The following is an 18,604-nucleotide window of genomic DNA, read 5'->3' as shown; positions in this document are numbered from 1 at the left end:
CGGGCCGGCCCAAGGCAAAACATGAAACAACTATTCAAATTATTAACGGTGTGCGCCCTGGCAGTCGGTCTGCTGGGTTGCATTGCTGCGCCGATTGAAATGACCCCGCAGACCGAACAGCGTCTGCGCGAGCAACCGCCGATTCGTTTTCTGCTGACGTTCGATGACGGCCCCAGCGCATCGAGCTGGTGGAATCCGACCGTGACGGTGCTCGAGAGCCTCGCGCACAATCCGCTGCAACCGAACATCAAAGCGGTGTTCTTTGTGCAGACCCGCGCTCCGAGGGCCGGCGGCAGCGACCTGGGCCGCGAAATCATGCGCCGCGAACACGCAGAGGGGCACGTTCTGGGTTTCCACACCGCCACGCCCTCGCACACCAATCATCGCTCCCTTGACCCGGCAGAACTGGAGCAGGCCCTCACCGACGGCAGCGCCGACATTGCCGCCATGACCGGCGTGCCAACTGTGTTGCTGCGTCCGCCGTTCTGGAACTACGACAAGCGCACCTTCGCGGCGTATCAGCAACATGGCCTGCATGTACTGCTGACGGATTTGAGTGCCAACGACGGCAAGATCTGGGGCTTCAATGCCAGCCCGCGACGCCGCTCACACATGCTGCGATCAATGTCTGAAGTGCGCGAGCGCATCGCCCGTGGTGAGTTGCCGGTGGTTGATGGGGTGATCCCGGTGGTGGTGACGTTCCACGACCTCAACCGCTACACCGCCCGGCATGCCCGCGAGTATTTGCAGATACTCCTCGACAGTGCTCAGGCGAGTGGCGTGAAAGTCGCCGACACGCCTTTTTACGACGATCAGGCTGCGCTGCTTCGAGCCGCCCTGGCGCGAACGGTGCGCGACGATTCGCAACCGGTTGAGTTGCCGGGATTCTGGAATTGGATCTGGGGCGGTAATTCCCACTGAAATGCCCAGAATGCGAGCGACATAACAAAATTGACGGCAATCTGCTGACGCATAATCGGCAATGTGTATCTATGCTGAAACGGTCAATTCGATCTGCTAACGTTCGAGGCACCGGCCATGCTTCCTATCTCAGTCTTATGCAACATCGTTGAGTCCGGTTTTGAACCGCTGTCCTGCGAATGCACGGAAAGCCTCGGGCTGTTGCGCATTGAGGTTTTCGAACCCGCCACCGGACGGGTTGAACTGTTGATCAATGGTGTGTCGACAGCTGAGTTGACCAGCGTGCGCGCCATTTCTGATCTTGTCGGCGAGTTGCGTACCGAGATGAAGGCCGGGCGTAGGGCGTTTGCGGGTTGATGTAAACACCGACCGGTGGCGAGGGAGCTTGCCCCCGCTGAGGCGCGAAACGGCCCCCGGCATTCTTTCAGGCATGCCGAGTAGGCAACATTTGCGTCTGCTTCGCAGTCGAACGGGGGCAAGCCCCCTCGCCACAGGTATTCATTGCCTCACGTCGCGGGCGGTAGCAGTTCCTCGATCATCCGCAAACAATGATTCAAACCCGGCGACACATCGCCCACCCGTCGACTCAGAATGATCGGCGAAGTCGCATTGTCTTCCATTATCGGGGTAAAACCGATGTCGTCGCGGTGCAGCAATTGCACCGAGGCGGGCACCAGCGTGACCCCGATGCCTGCCCCCACCAGACCAATCGCCGTTTGCAGTTCGTTGGTCCATTGCGCCACATGGATGCTCACGCCGTAGGACTCGAACAGGGCAATCACATGGTCGGCGTAACTCGGTCGCGGATTGCCGGGGTACAGCACAAAGGGTTCCTTTGCCAGATCCCGCAGGCTGATGGGCCCGGCGAGTAACGGGTGACCGGCGGGCAGGGCGGCGACCAGGCGGTCTTCGGTCAACACGGTCTGGATGATGGCGGGATCGTCAATGCGGATACGGCCGAAACCGATGTCGATCCGCCCGGCCTTGAGCGCCTGCACTTGCTGCAATGTGGTCATTTCCGACAGGCCCAGCTCCAGTTCCAGCGGCTCACCGCTGCGCAAGCGGCGTATCAGTTCCGGTAACACGCCATACAGCGTCGAGGGCGCAAAACCGATACCCAGCCAGGTCTTTTCACCCAACCCGATGCGGCGCGTGTTGTCGCAGACCTTGTTCAGTTGCTCGAGCAGGGCGGTGGAGTGTTCATGGAAAAACCGCCCGGCGTCGGTCAGCTTCAGCGGTCGCCCGCGCTCCAGCAGGATCACTCCCAATTCATCTTCCAGTTGCTGGATCTGCCGGCTCAAGGGCGGCTGGGCGATGTGCAGCAACTCGGCGGCGCGGGTGAAGTTGAGGGTTTGAGCCAATACCTGGAAGTAACGCAGGTGCCGCAGTTCCATGGAGCCTCCCGTCAATCGTTTGCATACCTTTAAGGTATCAAGTCAGACCAATTCTATATTGGCTTCAGGAAAAAAGCCGTACGAGAATCGATTCCAGAACTTCAAGAACCTGACGGGTATCGAAATGCTTGCAACTGCCATTGAATCGATCGAGACGATCATCGTCGATCTGCCGACCATCCGCCCGCACAAGCTGGCGATGCATACCATGCAGAACCAGACGCTGGTGATCATTCGCGTGCGTTGCGCCGACGGCATCGAAGGCATCGGCGAATCCACCACCATCGGTGGCCTGGCCTACGGCAACGAAAGCCCGGACAGCATCAAGACCAACATCGACACGCACTTCGCACCGTTGTTGATTGGCCAGGACAGCAACAACGTCAACGCGGCCATGTTGCGCCTGGAGCGCAGCATTCGCGGCAACACATTCGCCAAGTCCGGTATTGAAACCGCGCTGCTCGACGCGCTGGGCAAACGCCTCGGCCTGCCGGTCAGCGAATTGCTCGGTGGCCGCGTGCGTGACGCGCTGCCGGTGGCCTGGACCCTGGCCAGCGGCGATACCGAAAAAGACATCGCCGAAGCCGAAAAAATGCTCGACCTGCGCCGCCACCGCATCTTCAAACTGAAGATCGGTGCCGGCGAGGTCAACCGCGACCTGGCCCACGTGATTGCGATCAAGAAAGCCTTGGGCGACCGTGCCAGCGTGCGGGTCGACGTCAATCAGGCGTGGGACGAAGCGGTGGCGCTGCGGGCCTGCCGAATCCTTGGCACCAACGGCATCGACCTGATCGAGCAACCCATTTCGCGCAACAACCGCGCGGGTATGGCCCGTCTGAACGCCATGAGCCCGGCACCGATCATGGCCGACGAATCCATCGAATGCGTGGAAGATGCGTTCAACCTGGCCCGCGAAGGCGCGGCCTCGGTGTTCGCCCTGAAAATCGCCAAGAACGGTGGCCCACGTGCCGTGCTGCGTACCGCTTCGATCGCCGAAGCGGCGGGTATCGCCCTGTACGGCGGCACCATGCTTGAAGGTGGCCTGGGCACCATGGCCTCGGCCCATGCCTTTGTCACCCTGAACAAACTGGCGTGGGACACCGAGCTGTTCGGCCCGTTGCTGCTGACCGAAGACGTTCTCAGCGAACCGCTGGTGTACCGCGATTTTGAACTGCATGTGCCGAACACCCCGGGTCTGGGCCTGAGCCTGGATGAAGAGCGCCTGGCGTTCTTCCGCCGCGACAAGACATCCACCGCCATTCATCAAGCCTGAGGAGAGCATTATGCTGTTCCACGTAAAAATGACCGTGAACCTGCCGGTCGATATGAATCCGGAAACGGCAGCCAAACTCAAGGCTGACGAGAAAGCCCTGGCCCAGCGCCTGCAGGAGCAGGGCAAATGGCGCCACCTGTGGCGTATCGCCGGCCATTACGCCAACTACAGCGTGTTCGACGTCGACAGCGTTCAGGAACTGCATGACCTGCTGATGCAATTGCCGCTGTTCCCGTACATGGCCATCGAAATCGATGCGATGTGTCGGCATCCTTCTTCCATCCGTGACGACGACCGCTGAGCCCAGCCTGTTCAGCGCGCTACGCTAATAATTACAAGATGAGGAACCCTTCAAAATGAACGTCAAGATTTCCCACACTGCCGAAGTCCAGAAATTTCTCGAAGAGGCCAGCGGCCTGCTCAACGACGCCGGTGATCCACGGACCAAGGCATTGGTGTACCGCATCCTGCGTGATTCGGTGAACATCATCGAAGACCTGGCCGTGACCCCGGAAGAGTTCTGGAAAGCAGTCAACTACCTGAACGTGCTGGGTGCACGCCAGGAAGCCGGGCTGGTAGTGGCCGGCCTCGGTCTGGAGCATTACCTTGATCTGCTGATGGACGCTGAAGACGAGCAGGCCGGCAAATCCGGCGGCACGCCGCGTACCATCGAAGGTCCGTTGTACGTGGCGGGTGCGCCGCTGTCGGAAGGCGAAGCGCGCCTCGACGATGGCATCGATCCGGGTGTGACCTTGTTCATGCAGGGCCGCGTATTCAACACCGCGGGCGAACCTCTGGCCGGCGCAGTGGTAGACGTTTGGCACGCCAACACTGGCGGTACCTACTCGTACTTCGACACCACGCAATCGGAATTCAACCTGCGTCGCCGTATCGTTACCGACGCCGAAGGCCGCTACCGTTTCCGCAGCATCGTGCCGTCGGGCTACGGCTGCCCACCGGACGGTCCAACCCAGCAACTGCTGGATCAACTGGGCCGTCATGGCCAGCGCCCGGCCCACGTGCACTTCTTCATTTCCGCGCCGGATCATCGTCACCTGACCACCCAGATCAACCTGGATGGCGAAAAGTATCTGCATGACGATTTCGCTTACGCCACCCGTGACGAGCTGATCGCCAAGATCACCTTCAGCGACGATCAACAGCGTGCAGCGGCCCATGGTGTGAGCGGGCGTTTTGCCGAAATCGAATTCGATTTCACCCTGCAGTCGACTGCACAACCTGAAGAGCAGCAGCGCCACGAACGGGTACGCGCCCTGGAGGACTGAAACACAACCCTGTAGGAGCGAGCGTGCTCGCGATGGTCGCTAACGATAACGCGTGTTTACAGGCTAAACGCGGCGTTCTCAAGTCCATCGCGAGCACGCTCGCTCCTACAGGGGTTTGGTCCTAGAATGGCCCGACGCAACCTATAACAACAATGAGAGTGACCCGATGATGCAAGCTCAACTGTTGAGTCAGCGCAGCAGAGTATTCGACCATGCCGACCCGTATGCGGTGTCCGGCTACGTCAATCAGCACGTCGGTAACCACTGCATTCTCATGCCCCGTGCCGGCAGCCCGCTGGCCAGCCTCGATCATCGCAAGTTCGCCAGTCTCGACCTGTGCCGCATCAGCTACGGCGCCAGCGTGCGGGTAACCTCTGGCGCACTGGAAAACATCTATCACCTGCAAGTGCTACTGCGCGGCAATTGCCTGTGGCGTGGCCACGGCCAGGAACATTATTTCGCCCCCGGTGAGTTGTTGCTGATCAACCCCGACGATCCGGTGGACCTGACGTACTCCGACGATTGCGAAAAATTCATCCTCAAAGTCCCCACCCGTTTGTTCGAGTCAGTCTGCGATGAGCAGCGCTGGCAGTATCCGGGGCAGGGCGTGCGGTTTCTGGAAAACCGTTATCAACTGGGTGAACTCGAGGGCTTCGTCAATCTGCTGGCGATGATTTGCCAGGAGGCTGAATCCACCGAGCAGATTCCCAGGGTGCAGGAGCACTACACGCAGATCATCGTCAGCAAGATGCTCAGCCTGATGAAAACCAATGTCTGTCGCCTCGAACTCGGCTCGCAGACAGCCACGTTCGATGCGATTGCCGATTACATCGCCAATAACCTCAAGCAGGACATCGACAGCGAAGCACTGGCGCGTCAGGCGCACATGAGCCTGCGCTCGCTGTATGGGTTGTTCGAACGCAATGCCGGCCTTACGCCGAAAAACTACCTGCGTCAGAAGCGCCTTGAGCGCATCAACGCCTGCCTGAGCGACCCGACCTGTAACGTGCGTAACGTCACCGAAGTGGCGATGGATTACGGCTTCCTGCACTTGGGCCGGTTCTCCGACAGCTACCGCAAACAGTTCGGCGAATTGCCGTCCGATACCCTCAAACGCCGCCACTGAATCAACCCGATCCCTTGTAGGAGCTGGCTTGCCAGCGATAGCGGCTTGACTGTCGATACTGATGTGTCTGACACGCAGCCATCGCTGGCAAGCCAGCCCCTACAAGGATCGGTGTCCATCCCAAGCCCTGCACAAAACGGATAAAGGTCTGCACCCCGCGGATAGTCCGCCTCATCGCCCCGCCCTAGCATGACCCCTGCCTGAACAATAACAATGGAGGCGGCGGCCATGACCCTGCGACCCGAATATGTGCATTCCCTGCTTGAAGACGATCCCGAGCAGGGTCTCTATCGCTGTAAACGCGAGATGTTCACCGACCCCCGGTTGTTCGATCTGGAGATGGAACACATCTTCGAGGGCAACTGGCTGTATCTGGCCCACGAAAGCCAGATCCCCAACATCAACGATTTCTACACCACCACCATGGGGCGCCAGTCGATCTTCATCGCGCGCAACAAGGACGGTGTGCTCAACGCCTTCATCAACGCCTGCAGCCATCGCGGTGCGACCCTGTGCCGGCACAAGTCCGGCAACAAGAGCTCCTACACCTGCCCGTTCCACGGCTGGACCTTCAACAACTCCGGCAAGCTGCTCAAAGTCAAAGACCCGGCCAATGCCGGTTACCCGTCTAGCTTCAACTGCGAAGGCTCCCACGACCTGACCAAGGTGGCGCGTTTCGAGTCCTATCGCGGCTTCCTGTTCGGCAGCCTGAAAGCCGATGTAGTGCCACTGGTCGAGCACCTGGGCGAGTCGGCGAAGATCATCGACATGATCGTCGACCAGTCCGCCGATGGCCTGGAAGTGCTGCGCGGTTCTTCCAGCTATATCTACGAAGGCAACTGGAAACTCACCGCCGAAAACGGCGCCGACGGCTACCACGTCAGCTCCGTGCACTGGAACTACGCGGCCACCCAGAACCAGCGCAAACAGCGTGAAGCGGGTGACACCAACCCGACCATGAGCGCCGGTTCGTGGGCCAAGCAGGGCGGTGGTTTCTATTCCTTCGACAAGGGCCACATGCTGCTCTGGACCCGTTGGTCCAACCCCGAGGACCGTCCGCTGTACGAGCGCCGCGATGAGCTGGCGCAAGACTTCGGCAAGGCCCGCGCCGACTGGATGATCGAGAACTCGCGCAACCTGTGCCTGTACCCGAACGTGTACCTGATGGATCAGTTCAGCTCGCAGATCCGCATCGCCCGGCCGATCTCGGTCAACCGCACGGAAATCACCATTTATTGCATCGCCCCCAAAGGCGAAAGCGACCACGCCCGTTCGAGCCGGATTCGTCAGTACGAGGATTTCTTCAACGTCAGCGGCATGGCGACGCCGGACGATCTGGAGGAGTTCCGCTCCTGCCAGACCAGCTATCAGGGCAGCGTCACCACTTGGAACGACATGTCCCGTGGCGCCGAACACTGGATTGAAGGTGCCGACGATGCAGCCAAGGAAATCGACCTGCATCCGCTGCTCAGCGGCGTGCGCACCGAAGACGAAGGCCTGTTCGTGCTGCAACACAAATACTGGCAGCAAACCATGCTCAAGGCCCTGGCGGCCGAGCAGTCGAAGCTGATTGCCGTGGAGGACGTGCAATGAGCATTTCCTATGAAGCAGTACGCGATTTCCTCTACCGCGAAGCGCGCTACCTCGACGACCGTCAATGGGACGAATGGCTGGAAATGTACGCCCCCGACGCGACGTACTGGATGCCGTCCTGGGACGACAACGACGAGTTGACCGAAGACCCGCAGCGGGAGATCTCGCTGATCTGGTACGGCAACCGCACAGGCCTGGAAGATCGCATCTTCCGTATCAAGACCGAGCGCTCCAGCGCCAGCGTGCCGGACACCCGCACGTCCCACAACATCAGCAACATCGAGCTGCTCGAACAGGCCGACGGACTGTGCAAGGTGCGCTTCAACTGGCACACCCTGAGTTTTCGCTACAAGACCGTCGACAGCTATTTCGGCAGCAGTTTCTACACCCTCGACGTGCGCGGTGAGAATCCGCTGATCAAGGCCAAGAAAGTGATCCTGAAGAACGACTACGTTCGCCAGGTCATCGATGTTTACCACTTGTGAGACTGCCGTCATGACCCATTCCATTGCGTTCAATTTCGAAGACGGCGTCACTCGGTTCATCGACGCCAATGTCGGCGAAACCGTGGCCGACGCCGCGTACCGCCAGGGCATCAATATTCCGCTGGATTGCCGCGACGGCGCCTGCGGCACCTGCAAGTGTTTTGCCGAAGCCGGTCGCTACGATCTGGGTGAGGAATACATCGAAGACGCCCTCAGCCCTGAAGAGGCCGCTCAGGGTTTTGTCCTGACCTGCCAGATGCGCGCCCAGAGCGATTGCGTGGTGCGCGTACCGACATCCTCCGAGGTCTGCCGTACCCGCCAGGCCAGCTACGACGCGACCATCAGCGCGGTGCGCCAGTTGTCCGACAGCACCATCGCGCTGTCGATCAAGGGCGAAGCCCTGAGCAAACTGGCGTTTCTGCCGGGGCAATATGTGAACCTGGAGATTCCCGGCAGCGAGCAGACCCGCGCCTATTCGTTCAGCTCGTTGCAGCGCGACGGCGAGGTCAGTTTTCTGATTCGCAACGTGCCGGGCGGTTTGATGAGCAGTTTCCTCACCGGCATGGCCAAGGCGGGCGACAACATCAGCCTGGCCGGTCCTTTGGGCAGTTTTTATCTGCGCGACATTCGCCGTCCGCTGTTGTTGCTGGCCGGTGGCACCGGGTTGGCGCCGTTCACTGCCATGCTGGAGAAAATCGCCGAGCAGGGCAGCGATCATCCGCTGCATCTGATCTACGGCGTGACCCATGATTTCGACCTGGTGGAACTCGATCGCCTGGAAGGCTTCGCTGCGCGCATCCCGAATTTCAGCTTCAGCGCTTGCGTCGCCAGCCCGGACAGCCAGCACCCGCTCAAGGGCTACGTGACCCAGCACATCGAGCCAAAGCATCTGAACGATGGCGACGTCGACGTCTACCTGTGCGGCCCGCCGCCGATGGTCGAGGCGGTCAGCCAGTTCATCCGCGAGCAAGGCATCAAGCCTGCGAACTTCTACTTTGAGAAATTCGCCGCCAGCGCGGCGTGAGTTTTCTCTGCTGCGACGCTCCTACGGGGTCCGGTGTCGTCATTCAGATCTTGAGGTGTTCATGAACAGATTCCACGAAAAAGTCGCGCTGATCACCGGCGCAGCCCAAGGCATCGGGCGCCGGGTGGCCGAGCGTATGGCCGCCGAAGGGGCGAAGCTGATCCTGGTGGATCGTTCAGACCTGGTGTTCGAAGTGCAACAACAGCTGGCACCGACCACTCAGGTCCTGGCCCTGACCGCCGACCTCGAGCAATACGAAGAATGCAGCCGCGTGATGCAAGCCGCCGTCAAGCATTTCGGGCGCCTCGATGTGCTGGTCAATAACGTCGGCGGTACGATCTGGGCCAAGCCGTTCGAGCACTACGAAGCGTCGCAGATCGAGGCTGAGGTCCGTCGTTCGTTGTTTCCGACGTTGTGGTGCTGCCACGCCGCGCTGCCGGTCATGCTGGAGCAGGGCAGTGGCGCGATCGTCAACGTTTCGTCCATTGCCACGCGCAGCGTCAACCGCGTGCCGTACGGTGCGGCGAAGGGCGGGGTGAATGCGCTGACTGCCTGTCTGGCGTTCGAAACCGCCGGCCGCGGTGTGCGAGTCAACGCCACGGCGCCCGGTGGCACCGAAGCGCCACCGCGGCGTATTCCCCGCAACGACGCCGAGCAGAGTGAGCAGGAGAAGGTCTGGTATCAGCAAATCGTCGATCAAACCCTGGACAGCAGTTTGATGAAGCGCTACGGCACGCTGGATGAGCAGGTTGGCGCCATTCTGTTTCTGGCCAGCGACGAGGCGTCTTACATCACAGGCATGGTCATGCCCGTGGGCGGTGGCGACCTGGGTTAACGTTCGCTGGGGCTACAGGCGACGAAGAAACGCTCTGACGATGCTCTGCGTTGCGTCGCTGATGTTCAGGTTGTGAACCGTTTCCAGCGGATGCCAGACGCAATCGATGATCTCGTTTTGCGGCCGGGCCTGATGCAGGTTCAGCACCGACACCTCATAGACGTGGTGTCGCGTGCTGCCTGATTCGAATTCCATCAGGTAAACCAGCTCATCGACGTGCAACCCGGTTTCCTCCTCCAGCTCGCGGACGGCAGCGCCGGCCACGGTTTCCCCCCATTCGACCTTGCCGCCCGGCAACGTCCAGCGACTTCCCGCCTTGCGCACCAGAAGCACGTGCCGGTCCTGCTCACAAATGACCGTTGCGCGAATTTTCATGGGTTACCCCGACATGTCATCGAGCAGGCACAAAATTGCAACATCAGGGCCGAGCCCCTATGCGCTGTTGTCGAAGCAGTTTGAGCTGAATTTACCGCTCGCAGTGCAATTTAAATGAGGAATTTATGCGGCGACGTCTGGTCGGTATTTTGGAGAACGGTGGGTGTAAGGTAAGCAAGTCCACCTGATATCACTGTCGAGAAGGAGGTGACCATGAGCGTACCGATGCTGAATAAAATGCACATGAACGGTTACGACGTACTCAGCGTAAACAACGGTCCCTGGCGGGTTTGCACCCAGGGTGACCGGCTTGGTTCGTTCGACAGCCGGGAGGAAGCGCTGGCGTTTGCCGCCGCGTTACCCGGCTACAAGGCCCGCACTCACGCCGGCAAGTCTTCGGGCAACCAGCAGACACAATGAAGCAGCTTTTAAGCCCCGGTTCGCTGGGGCTTTTGTCATGTGTCTTTGGGACTTGCGCCTTGCTCTTGCCGGTTCCGGCTGATGAGTTTGGCCTTCACTTCCTCGGCATAGCCCGACAGTTTTTCTTCATCGCCCTGGAATAGCGCACACAGCCTCTGGACGGCTTGCGCATCGGCTTCATTCCCGGCCAGCCGCAATTGTTGCTCGATACGTAAAAGCTCCACCGCTGACCAGCGTAAATCGGATGCGAGCCCTTGCAGATCGCGCCGAAGCTGCTGTTCCTGTTCGTTAAGCCACATGTCGATCTCCTTATTCTGCACTCCAAAATTTTAGACCTGTTTGCGGGTCGGGACGTTGTATTTGTCTGATTGATCGAGGTTCCCTTTGGTCGGGAAAATGCACGCGAACGGTCGAATCCGCTGTCCTACTCACGTGCAGGCATTTCAGCAGGGCGGGGCGACGTCAAATGACCACTACCGATGAATTCAGGGCCCGGGCCCATGAGTTGATGAATGATCTGAACGCGTCCACCACCGAGATGATGAAGCTGATTTCAGCCCATCAACTCAGCGGGCCGGAGTGGGAGCGGGTTACCCGATGGCAGCATGAAGCGTATGAACGATGGATGGCCTATCTTAACGAGAGGAACTAAACATCAGAAATGGCATCCATGACAGCCGCTGACAATATGATTGGCTGATAGATGACCAAGCGGCGACGCGCTACATTTTCTTTTTCAGGACTTAAGGACACATCATGAGGATGTTGATGGGGGGAAGCGTGCTGGCGTTGCTGGCCGGGTGTTCGTTGCCAGCGTCAGTGGTGCCGGGTGAACCGAATGTCAGCAAATACAGTGAAAAGCCGCCCAAGGAGTTTGCGGCGTGCGTATTGCCACTTTGGCAGCATGAGGTATCGAAGACGAGCCAGGTTTCGATTTCCAACGGTTACCGGATAACCGCGCCAGGCATGATCAGCGCTGACGAAGTGCTCGACATCGTCAAGTCCAAGGACGGTAGCCGGGTGTCGCTGTATCAGGGACCACCCTGGGCGAAATCAGGCGCACTGCGTCAAGCGGTGCGCGACTGTCTTTAAGCATCAATCGCCGAGAGTGGTCACCGGGATGAGCGGGGCGTCTTGAGTTGCGCTTTTCTTTTCCCGCCGATCGCTCATCCAGTTTTCCACTTCAACGCCGAACTCCGGCGGGGCTTTGCGTCTTCCGATTGCCTGATACGCGTGACTGAACCGAAAAATCCCGCCCGGACTCTCCCGGGCGGGATTTTTTTGGCTCGAATTGCTTGCGTGAAATTTATCGTGTAACTTTTCATGAAATTATAAATAGAAAATTTCATGGGGCCGTATGTTTCAGCAGTCTACGCAGCATGTCGCCAGTTACTACGCCCACACGTGCACTGATCGGCTGGTAGATCGCGCGGCGCTGGAAGGCGAGCAGGACACCGACGTGGTGATCATCGGCGCCGGTTTCAGCGGATTGCATACGGCCTTGCGCCTGGCGTTGGCCGGCAAGCGCGTCACGGTGCTGGAAGCCAGTCGGGTCGCCTGGGCGGCTTCCGGGCGCAATGGCGGCCAGGCCATTCTCGGTTGGTCGTGCGACATGCCACCGCTGGAAGCGGCGCTGGGCTATGAACGGGCGCGGCGTTTGTGGGACGGCATGCGTTGGGCGGCGCGGGAGCTGCGCGATTTGCCCGGACGCCATGGTTTTGATTGCGACTACCGCGCCGGCCACCTGTGGACGTCGGTGATGCCGCGCCGGGTGAACCTGCTGACCGAGTGGCAGCACGAGGCCAGCCACAAGTGGGGCCACGACGGCCTGCAATTTATCGAGCGCCGTGATTTACCGCAGTGGGTGGCCAGTGCGCGTTATCAGGCCGGATTGTTCGATCCCGAAGGCGGGCATTTGAATCCGTTGAAACTGGCCCTCGGCCTGGCGGATGCCATCGAGCAGGCCGGTGGCCGCATCCATGAACTCAGCAAGGCGCTGAACTATCGCGAGGAGGGTGACGGGTACGTGGTGACCACCGAGCGCGGCCGTATTCGCGCCGATGTGTTGGTGCTGGCGTGCAACGCTTACCTCGATCAACTTGATCCGCAGCTGGCGAGTTGCGTGTTGCCGGTCGGCACCTATCAGGTCGCAACCGAGCCGCTGACGAAGGATCTGGCCACTGCGTTGCTGCCAAGCAATGTGTGCGTCACCGACAATCAGTTCGTCCTCGATTACTTTCGGCGCACGCCGGACAACCGCCTGCTGTTCGGCGGTGGCTGCACCTATCTGGGCGGCATGCCCAGGGACATCGCCGCCGCTACCCGGCCGTTTCTCGAACGCGTATTTCCCCAGCTCACCGGTGTCGAGTTGGAGTTCGCCTGGGGCGGGCACATCGACCTGACCCTCAAGCGCACCCCGGATCTTGGCCGTCGCGGCGGTCTGTACTGGATGCAGGGCTACTCCGGGCATGGCGTGCTGCCGACACTGGCCGGGGCGCGGGCGATCTCCGACGCAATTCTGGGCCAGCCGGACGAGTTGTCCCTGTACCAAGGCTTGAACAACGGCAGTTTTCCCGGCGGTAAATACTTCGCGGCACCGCTGGAAGCCATCGGCAAGGCCTGGTATCGGCTGCGCGACAGCATTTGAAGCGACACTTTCTGGAAGCCTCTAGATGGACATGCAAGAAGAAATCTCGGCGCTGGCGATCCTGATCCAGGACCTGCGCAAGCATAAAAAGTACACGCTCAAGGAGCTGGCGGACAAAATCGGTCGCTCCGTCGGATTCCTGTCCCAGGTCGAGCGTGGACTGTCGCGCCCGACCGTGGCGGACTTGACCGCCATCAGCGAAACCCTGGGCGTGCCGACCACGTATTTCTACAGCCTGCCCAAGCCCATGGCGTTGCCGTGGGTCACCCGCCCGGATGAGCGTCGCACGTTGTACTACGCCGACGGCATCACCGACATCCTGGTCTCGCCCAAGATGCGCGCGTCGTTTTCGATGCTCGAAAGCCAGCTCGAACCCGGCGCCAGCAGCGGTGACCGGCACATGAAGGACAGCTCCGAGCAGGGCGGTTACGTGCTGGAAGGGGAGTTGACCCTGTGGCTCGATGACAACGCCCCGGTGACCCTGCGAACCGGCGACAGCTTTCAACTGGCCAGCCATGCGCACTGCCGCTACGGCAACCTTTCCGATCAACCGACCCGCGTGCTTTGGGTTTACACCTGAAAACAACAAGGAATGAAATGATGGATGCTGTGTGCTCTGAACTGCTGGCCGAGGTTCGCAACTTCCGCCACTGCAACCCCGAAGTGCGATACGTCGACCTCATCTCCCTGGACATCCCGGGGCATTTCTACGGCAAGCGCTACCCGATTGAAATGCTGGAAAAAGTCGCGGCGGGCAGTGCACTCAAGTTGCCGCAAAACTGCGTGCTGCTGGGGACGCAGGGTGGGTTGTTCAAGATCGGTGACTACTGCTTCAACGACGGTGACCCGGACGCGCTGCGCCGTCTGGTGCCCGGCACGCTGAAATTGGTGAGCTGGGAAAAGCAGCCCCTGGGCCAGATGTTGATTACCTCGGACGGTACCGAAAAGCCCATCGAATTCGAACCCCGCGAAGTGCTGGCGCAGGTACTGGGACGCCTGCACCGCAAAGGTATTTTTCCGGTGGTGGCGTTCGAGCTGGAGTTCTATCTGTTTGACAGCCGCTTGAAGGAGGGTCTGCCGCAGTTCCCCCGCGATGACCTGACCGGCGACGCGGATGACCAGCCGAACATGCACATCGAACGCCTGTCGCGGTTCGCTCCGGTGCTTGATGAAATGGTCGAGACCGCAAGGGCTCAGGGCGTCGATGCCACGGTGATCACCGCCGAACTTGGCCCCGGTCAATTCGAAATCAATTTCGGGCATTGCGATGACGGCCTGCGCGCCGCCGACTGGGCGGCCCTGTTTTGCCGCAGCACCCGGGGCGTGGCGCTCAAACACAACTACCGCGCCAGTTTCATGGCCAAACCTTATTTGCAGCACCCGGGCAGCGGCATGCACGTGCACGTGAGCCTGTACGACAAGGCCGGCAACAACCTGTTGGCTGCGAACGGTCAGCGCGCGTTGCGTCACGCCGTGGCCGGTTGCCTGGACGTGTTACCGCACTGCATGCCGATTTTTGCGCCGAACCACAACGCCTTGCGCCGCTTGAGCGGCACAGTGAACGTCGCGTCCCGTGCCAGTTGGGGCTTTGAAGACCGGGATGCGTGCCTGCGGATACCCGAGTCAGACCTCAAGAATCTACGTATCGAACATCGCCTGGCGGGCGCCGATGCCAACCCGTACCTGGCACTCGCAGCCATTCTGGTGGGATTGGAGCAAGGGCTGGAAGGGGAGCGAGAGCCGATTGCACCGCTCAACGAAGACCGTACCAGTGGTATCGAATTTCCGTTGGAAATGCTCGACGCCGTGCAGTCCATGCAAAACCATGCGCCACTGCGCGAAGGCCTGGGCGCGGAGTTCGTGGATGTTTACTGCGAAAACAAGCGTCAGGATCATCTGGCATTTCTGCATGACATCAGTGCGCGTGAGTACCGTTGGTTCCTGTGATGGGGCATAGAAAATGTGTGGATATTTAAAGGCTTATAAAGGTTAGTAACTGGATAGTGAGTAAAAATATCTTGTTACAGGCTGAAATATTCCGTAATATCCGCGCCGCGTTCACCACCACGGTTTATGCATTTTTAAATCCCGGGCGTCCATCAGCTGCCTGGGATTTTTTTTGCCTGAAATTTGGTGTGCATGTCGAAGATCAAAAGATCGCAGCCTGAGACTAAACAAAATAGTGTGGCGAGGGAGCTTGCTCCCGCTGGACTGCGCAGCAGTCCCTGCTTTTCAGATGAAGAGCCGGGGCCGCTTCGCTGCCCAGCGGGAGCAAGCCCCCTCGCCACAGGTTCATCAAATGCAGTCAGTTTGCAGCTTCCGGTTGCGTCTCGGCGGGCACACCGCTACGGGCAATCACGGTGATGATCGACAGCGCGGCAATCAGCAGCCCCGGTGAAGTCGCCAGCAACACCCCGGCAGTACCTGCACCCGCCGCGAGAATCTGCCCGGCGGCCAGAGGCCCGGCGACCGAACCCAGACGACCGATGGCAACCGCTGCGCCGACACCGGTGGCGCGCACCGAGGTCGGATAGGACGGAGGCGCCAGGGCGTACAGCACCAGTTGCGCTGCCATGACAAACAGCCCGACGGCAAACCCGGCAATCGCCATTTGCACAATACCCACCGACAGGCCGACTCCGGCCAGTGCCGCCAGCAAACCGGCGTACACGAACAGTACGACCTTCAGGCCGTTGCCACGGTCGAGCAGCATACCGCCCAGCAGCGAGCCGATCGCACCGCCAATGTTGAACAACATCTGCACCATGCCGGCCTGGGGTTTGGTGAAACCCTGCGCCAACAGCAGCGACGGCAGCCAGTTGAGCAACATGTACATCACGGTCAGGGTGAAGAAGTAGCTCAGCCACAAGGCCAGGGTGTTGCGCGCGCGACCTTCGCCGAACAGCGCCCGGCCGGTGGACGAGCGGGGGCCTTCGGTCGTGACATGTTGCTGGCGGAACGCCGTGGATTCGGGCAACAGCAGGGCCATCAACGGCACCACCAGCAAAGGCGTCAGGCCGCCGATGATAAAGGTGGTCTGCCAGTGTTCGCTGGAGAACATCGCCACCACGGCCGCCAATGCGCCGCCCAAGGGTACGCCGCAATACATGACGCTGATGGCGGTGCCGCGTTTGCGTTCGCTGACGGCCTCGGCACACAAGGCAATCAGGTTGGGCAGGGCGGCACCCAGGCCAAGGCCGGTCATGAAGCGCACCAGCAACAGACCGCTGTAGGTTTCGACATAGGCGGTGCAGAGCGAGAACACGCCGAACAGCAGCACGGCGCCGACCAGGATTTTCTTGCGGCCGATGCGATCGGCCCCCCAGCCGCCAAAAAATGCACCGGGCAGCAAACCGATGATCCCTGCACTGAAGACCCAGCCCATCATTTTCGGGTCCAGGGCAAAGCTCTGGCGCAATCCGGCGGCAGCGGTGCCGGCAGCTTGCAGATCGAACCCTTCGATCAGCGCAACGATAAAGCACAAAGCGATAGTCAGCGTCGAGCGACGCGATGGACTGTCCATGGGTGAACCTCGTTGTTGTTTTTGTTGTGGAGTCGAGCCATTCCTTTGCACTCCGGCACGCTGGATGTAATGGCTGATGATTAAGATAACAAATATAACTAAAAAATGAACGACCTCTTAAAAGGCGTAATTCACTGAATAAAAACCTTTAAAAACAATCGATTGATTGATTTATGATGATTTTTCCTAAAAATAGATAAGAATATTAATGTTCGATTATCGGCTATCTGCGATTGACGATCACCCTCGGCTGTTTCCATTCTCTGTCCACGAAGCCGATTGCCCTGTGGTCGTCAGGCATCCAGCACAACAATAAAAATGGATATCGTACATGCCAAAACACCCCTTCAACGCCGAAGCACCGGCGTCTGTTTCCTGTGTGTCCCGCGTTAATCCAGGGTTGCTCCTGGCGCTTCTCGGCTTCAGCGTCCAGCCCTTGCATTCGCATGCAGCGGGTTTCATCGAGGACAGCCACGGCAACTTGACCCTGCGCAATTACTACCTGGACCGTGACTACAAGGATGGCGGGGCCAAGTCCGCTGCGCGGGAATGGGCTCAGGGTTTCATCCTGGGTATGGAGTCGGGCTATACCGAAGGGGTTGTGGGTTTCGGCCTGGACGTTCGCGGGTTGCTGGGGGTCAAGCTCGACTCTGCGCCGGATCGCAGCGGCACCGAGCTGTTGCCGGTGTCAGCCAGCGACAAGCGTGCGGCGGATGAATATTCGCGGCTCGCCCCGACGGCCAAACTGAGATTTGCCCAATCCACGGTGAAGAGCGGCGATGTCTCGATTTTCCTGCCGTTCGCTTTCGCCAGCCCATCGCGCCTGTTGCCACAGACCTTTCGTGGCACGACCCTCAGTTCCAAGGATATCGATGGCCTGATTCTCAACACCGGCTACATCGATCGCATCAACAAGCGCGATTCCACGGACTATCAGGCGATGAGCATCGCCACGCCAAACCGGCGATTCAATGGCGCCGCCACCACGTCGCATCTGGCGTACGTGGGGGGCGATTATCAGGTCAACAAAGACCTCAGTCTGCGCGCCTACCATGCCGAGGTGGCCGACCTGTACCAACAGGACACCCTGGCGCTGCTGCACAATCTGCCGCTCGGCGAAGGTGTGTTCACCAGTGACTTGCGCAGTTTTTTCAGCCGTGAGGATGGCGCCGCCAAAGCGGGTGAAGTGGACAACATCAACCTCTCGGCATTGTTCGGCTACCGCCTCGGCGGGCACCGTGTGAGCCTTGGCTACATGCGTTCGAGCGGCGACACTGCAACGCCCTACATCTCCGGCACCGAGTTGATGGGCATGAGTGAACAGACCATGGCTTCGGATTTTCTCAATGCCAAGGAGCGCACCTGGCAAGCGATCTATGACTACGACTTCGTGGCGTCCGGGGTGCCCGGTTTGAAGGGCAGGTTGCGTTACGTGCGCGGTGACAATATCGAGTTGGCGGCCTTCAACGCCGAGGACCGCAAGGAGCGCGAGTTCCAGATGGAACTGGGTTACGTGATCCAGAGCGGCCCGCTGAAAAACGTCGGGCTGTTGGCGCGTAAGGCGATCTATCGCAATGACTTCCCGAGTGGTACGGCCTTTCGTGATGAAAACCAGACCCGCTTCCAGGTGCTCTACACCTTGCCGATCTGGTAGCGCCGGGTTGTTCGATGTTCCTGGCCGGCCACCCCTCGGGGGTGTGCC

Annotated in this window: 22 protein-coding genes; 18 read left to right on the top strand and 4 right to left on the bottom strand. The window is 59.8% G+C overall.

Annotation, left to right across the window (positions count from 1 at the left end):
- The first annotated feature begins 21 nt into the window (after positions 1-21).
- On the top strand, positions 22-921 hold the full coding sequence (locus tag CKW15_RS23875) for a polysaccharide deacetylase family protein (protein WP_095152772.1): 900 nt from the start codon (positions 22-24) through the stop codon (positions 919-921).
- 117 nt (positions 922-1,038) lie between these two features.
- Entirely contained in the window at positions 1,039-1,278 is a 240-nt protein-coding gene (locus CKW15_RS23870) for a DUF1652 domain-containing protein (protein ID WP_095152771.1), read from the top strand.
- A gap of 149 nt (positions 1,279-1,427) precedes the next feature.
- Here CKW15_RS23870 and CKW15_RS23865 read toward each other — a convergent pair whose 3' ends face one another.
- Positions 1,428-2,315 (bottom strand): LysR family transcriptional regulator, encoded by an 888-nt coding sequence (locus CKW15_RS23865; protein ID WP_095056915.1) that lies wholly within the window; start codon positions 2,313-2,315, stop codon positions 1,428-1,430.
- 124 nt (positions 2,316-2,439) lie between these two features.
- Here CKW15_RS23865 and CKW15_RS23860 point away from each other — a divergent pair, with 124 nt between their 5' ends.
- The 8 genes from CKW15_RS23860 (at position 2,440) to CKW15_RS23825 (ending at position 9,937) form a co-directional block, all read left to right on the top strand.
- Positions 2,440-3,588 carry a muconate cycloisomerase family protein gene (locus CKW15_RS23860; RefSeq protein WP_177408773.1) on the top strand — a complete coding sequence of 383 codons (1,149 nt, stop codon included), beginning with the start codon at positions 2,440-2,442 and terminating at the stop codon, positions 3,586-3,588.
- Between the two features lie 10 nt (positions 3,589-3,598).
- Complete coding sequence (gene catC, locus CKW15_RS23855; RefSeq protein WP_095056913.1) at positions 3,599-3,889, top strand: muconolactone Delta-isomerase; 291 nt, start codon at positions 3,599-3,601, stop codon at positions 3,887-3,889.
- Positions 3,890-3,944: 55 nt separating this feature from the next.
- A complete protein-coding gene (gene catA / locus CKW15_RS23850) occupies positions 3,945-4,874 on the top strand; it encodes a catechol 1,2-dioxygenase (RefSeq protein WP_095056912.1) in 930 nt (309 codons plus the stop codon).
- Positions 4,875-5,040: 166 nt separating this feature from the next.
- A complete protein-coding gene (locus tag CKW15_RS23845) occupies positions 5,041-6,000 on the top strand; it encodes an AraC family transcriptional regulator (RefSeq protein WP_095152770.1) in 960 nt (319 codons plus the stop codon).
- Between the two features lie 228 nt (positions 6,001-6,228).
- Positions 6,229-7,593 carry a benzoate 1,2-dioxygenase large subunit gene (gene benA / locus CKW15_RS23840; protein WP_095056910.1) on the top strand — a complete coding sequence of 455 codons (1,365 nt, stop codon included), beginning with the start codon at positions 6,229-6,231 and terminating at the stop codon, positions 7,591-7,593.
- A complete protein-coding gene (benB, locus tag CKW15_RS23835; protein WP_095056909.1) occupies positions 7,590-8,078 on the top strand; it encodes a benzoate 1,2-dioxygenase small subunit in 489 nt (162 codons plus the stop codon). The genes benA and benB overlap by 4 nt, the downstream gene beginning before the upstream one ends.
- A gap of 10 nt (positions 8,079-8,088) precedes the next feature.
- The gene (gene benC, locus CKW15_RS23830; RefSeq protein ID WP_095056908.1) at positions 8,089-9,102 is read left to right on the top strand and encodes a benzoate 1,2-dioxygenase electron transfer component BenC; all 1,014 of its coding nucleotides are present in this window, start codon (positions 8,089-8,091) and stop codon (positions 9,100-9,102) included.
- 61 nt (positions 9,103-9,163) lie between these two features.
- On the top strand, positions 9,164-9,937 hold the full coding sequence (locus CKW15_RS23825) for a 1,6-dihydroxycyclohexa-2,4-diene-1-carboxylate dehydrogenase (RefSeq protein ID WP_095056907.1): 774 nt from the start codon (positions 9,164-9,166) through the stop codon (positions 9,935-9,937).
- Between the two features lie 12 nt (positions 9,938-9,949).
- Here CKW15_RS23825 and CKW15_RS23820 read toward each other — a convergent pair whose 3' ends face one another.
- Positions 9,950-10,312, bottom strand: a complete 363-nt coding sequence (locus tag CKW15_RS23820; RefSeq protein WP_095152769.1) for an NUDIX hydrolase — start codon at positions 10,310-10,312, stop codon at positions 9,950-9,952.
- Between the two features lie 213 nt (positions 10,313-10,525).
- On the opposite strand from CKW15_RS23820, the gene CKW15_RS23815 reads away from it, so the two are divergent.
- Complete coding sequence (locus tag CKW15_RS23815; RefSeq protein ID WP_095152768.1) at positions 10,526-10,732, top strand: DUF2188 domain-containing protein; 207 nt, start codon at positions 10,526-10,528, stop codon at positions 10,730-10,732.
- A gap of 35 nt (positions 10,733-10,767) precedes the next feature.
- Here CKW15_RS23815 and CKW15_RS23810 read toward each other — a convergent pair whose 3' ends face one another.
- Positions 10,768-11,031 (bottom strand): hypothetical protein, encoded by a 264-nt coding sequence (locus CKW15_RS23810; protein ID WP_095152767.1) that lies wholly within the window; start codon positions 11,029-11,031, stop codon positions 10,768-10,770.
- A 167-nt stretch (positions 11,032-11,198) separates the two neighbouring features.
- Between CKW15_RS23810 and CKW15_RS23805 the strand changes: the two genes are divergently transcribed.
- From CKW15_RS23805 to CKW15_RS28410, 6 genes are all read left to right on the top strand, one after another.
- Positions 11,199-11,384, top strand: a complete 186-nt coding sequence (locus CKW15_RS23805) for a hypothetical protein (protein WP_095056903.1) — start codon at positions 11,199-11,201, stop codon at positions 11,382-11,384.
- A 104-nt stretch (positions 11,385-11,488) separates the two neighbouring features.
- The gene (locus tag CKW15_RS23800; protein ID WP_095056902.1) at positions 11,489-11,824 is read left to right on the top strand and encodes a hypothetical protein; all 336 of its coding nucleotides are present in this window, start codon (positions 11,489-11,491) and stop codon (positions 11,822-11,824) included.
- Between the two features lie 265 nt (positions 11,825-12,089).
- The gene (locus CKW15_RS23795; RefSeq protein WP_095056901.1) at positions 12,090-13,379 is read left to right on the top strand and encodes an FAD-binding oxidoreductase; all 1,290 of its coding nucleotides are present in this window, start codon (positions 12,090-12,092) and stop codon (positions 13,377-13,379) included.
- Positions 13,380-13,404: 25 nt separating this feature from the next.
- Positions 13,405-13,959: a helix-turn-helix domain-containing protein gene (locus tag CKW15_RS23790; RefSeq protein ID WP_095056900.1), complete on the top strand. Its 555-nt coding sequence runs from the start codon at positions 13,405-13,407 to the stop codon at positions 13,957-13,959.
- 20 nt (positions 13,960-13,979) lie between these two features.
- Positions 13,980-15,326 (top strand): glutamine synthetase family protein, encoded by a 1,347-nt coding sequence (locus CKW15_RS23785; protein ID WP_095056899.1) that lies wholly within the window; start codon positions 13,980-13,982, stop codon positions 15,324-15,326.
- Between the two features lie 56 nt (positions 15,327-15,382).
- Positions 15,383-15,547, top strand: coding sequence for a hypothetical protein (locus CKW15_RS28410; protein WP_159953414.1), 165 nt, complete (start codon positions 15,383-15,385; stop codon positions 15,545-15,547).
- A 137-nt stretch (positions 15,548-15,684) separates the two neighbouring features.
- On the opposite strand, the gene mhpT is transcribed toward CKW15_RS28410, so the two are convergent.
- The gene (mhpT, locus tag CKW15_RS23780) at positions 15,685-16,902 is read right to left on the bottom strand and encodes a 3-(3-hydroxy-phenyl)propionate transporter MhpT (RefSeq protein WP_371856319.1); all 1,218 of its coding nucleotides are present in this window, start codon (positions 16,900-16,902) and stop codon (positions 15,685-15,687) included.
- Between the two features lie 331 nt (positions 16,903-17,233).
- Here mhpT and CKW15_RS23775 point away from each other — a divergent pair, with 331 nt between their 5' ends.
- A complete protein-coding gene (locus CKW15_RS23775) occupies positions 17,234-18,556 on the top strand; it encodes an OprD family porin (protein ID WP_095152765.1) in 1,323 nt (440 codons plus the stop codon).
- The last annotated feature ends 48 nt before the right edge of the window (positions 18,557-18,604 follow it).

Origin of the sequence: Pseudomonas sp. Irchel s3b5, from assembly GCF_900187435.1 — a bacterium.
In the GTDB taxonomy this organism is placed as follows: Bacteria; Pseudomonadota; Gammaproteobacteria; order Pseudomonadales; family Pseudomonadaceae; genus Aquipseudomonas.
This window is presented reverse-complemented; position numbering and strand designations above follow the sequence as displayed.

Excerpts from the sequence above, each read along its gene's own strand:
- CKW15_RS23795 (WP_095056901.1), top strand. The coding sequence starts at position 12,090 with ATGTTTCAGCAGTCTACGCAGCATGTCGCCAGTTACTACGCCCACACG.
- CKW15_RS23820 (WP_095152769.1), bottom strand. The coding sequence starts at position 10,312 with ATGAAAATTCGCGCAACGGTCATTTGTGAGCAGGACCGGCACGTGCTT.
- catC (WP_095056913.1), top strand. The coding sequence starts at position 3,599 with ATGCTGTTCCACGTAAAAATGACCGTGAACCTGCCGGTCGATATGAAT.
- CKW15_RS23785 (WP_095056899.1), top strand. The coding sequence starts at position 13,980 with ATGGATGCTGTGTGCTCTGAACTGCTGGCCGAGGTTCGCAACTTCCGC.
- benA (WP_095056910.1), top strand. The coding sequence starts at position 6,229 with ATGACCCTGCGACCCGAATATGTGCATTCCCTGCTTGAAGACGATCCC.
- CKW15_RS23845 (WP_095152770.1), top strand. The coding sequence starts at position 5,041 with ATGATGCAAGCTCAACTGTTGAGTCAGCGCAGCAGAGTATTCGACCAT.
- CKW15_RS23870 (WP_095152771.1), top strand. The coding sequence starts at position 1,039 with ATGCTTCCTATCTCAGTCTTATGCAACATCGTTGAGTCCGGTTTTGAA.
- CKW15_RS23775 (WP_095152765.1), top strand. The coding sequence starts at position 17,234 with ATGCCAAAACACCCCTTCAACGCCGAAGCACCGGCGTCTGTTTCCTGT.
- CKW15_RS23860 (WP_177408773.1), top strand. The coding sequence starts at position 2,440 with ATGCTTGCAACTGCCATTGAATCGATCGAGACGATCATCGTCGATCTG.
- mhpT (WP_371856319.1), bottom strand. The coding sequence starts at position 16,902 with ATGGACAGTCCATCGCGTCGCTCGACGCTGACTATCGCTTTGTGCTTT.
- catA (WP_095056912.1), top strand. The coding sequence starts at position 3,945 with ATGAACGTCAAGATTTCCCACACTGCCGAAGTCCAGAAATTTCTCGAA.
- CKW15_RS23815 (WP_095152768.1), top strand. The coding sequence starts at position 10,526 with ATGAGCGTACCGATGCTGAATAAAATGCACATGAACGGTTACGACGTA.
- benC (WP_095056908.1), top strand. The coding sequence starts at position 8,089 with ATGACCCATTCCATTGCGTTCAATTTCGAAGACGGCGTCACTCGGTTC.
- CKW15_RS23875 (WP_095152772.1), top strand. The coding sequence starts at position 22 with ATGAAACAACTATTCAAATTATTAACGGTGTGCGCCCTGGCAGTCGGT.
- benB (WP_095056909.1), top strand. The coding sequence starts at position 7,590 with ATGAGCATTTCCTATGAAGCAGTACGCGATTTCCTCTACCGCGAAGCG.
- CKW15_RS23825 (WP_095056907.1), top strand. The coding sequence starts at position 9,164 with ATGAACAGATTCCACGAAAAAGTCGCGCTGATCACCGGCGCAGCCCAA.
- CKW15_RS23790 (WP_095056900.1), top strand. The coding sequence starts at position 13,405 with ATGGACATGCAAGAAGAAATCTCGGCGCTGGCGATCCTGATCCAGGAC.
- CKW15_RS23800 (WP_095056902.1), top strand. The coding sequence starts at position 11,489 with ATGAGGATGTTGATGGGGGGAAGCGTGCTGGCGTTGCTGGCCGGGTGT.
- CKW15_RS23810 (WP_095152767.1), bottom strand. The coding sequence starts at position 11,031 with ATGTGGCTTAACGAACAGGAACAGCAGCTTCGGCGCGATCTGCAAGGG.
- CKW15_RS23865 (WP_095056915.1), bottom strand. The coding sequence starts at position 2,315 with ATGGAACTGCGGCACCTGCGTTACTTCCAGGTATTGGCTCAAACCCTC.
- CKW15_RS23805 (WP_095056903.1), top strand. The coding sequence starts at position 11,199 with ATGACCACTACCGATGAATTCAGGGCCCGGGCCCATGAGTTGATGAAT.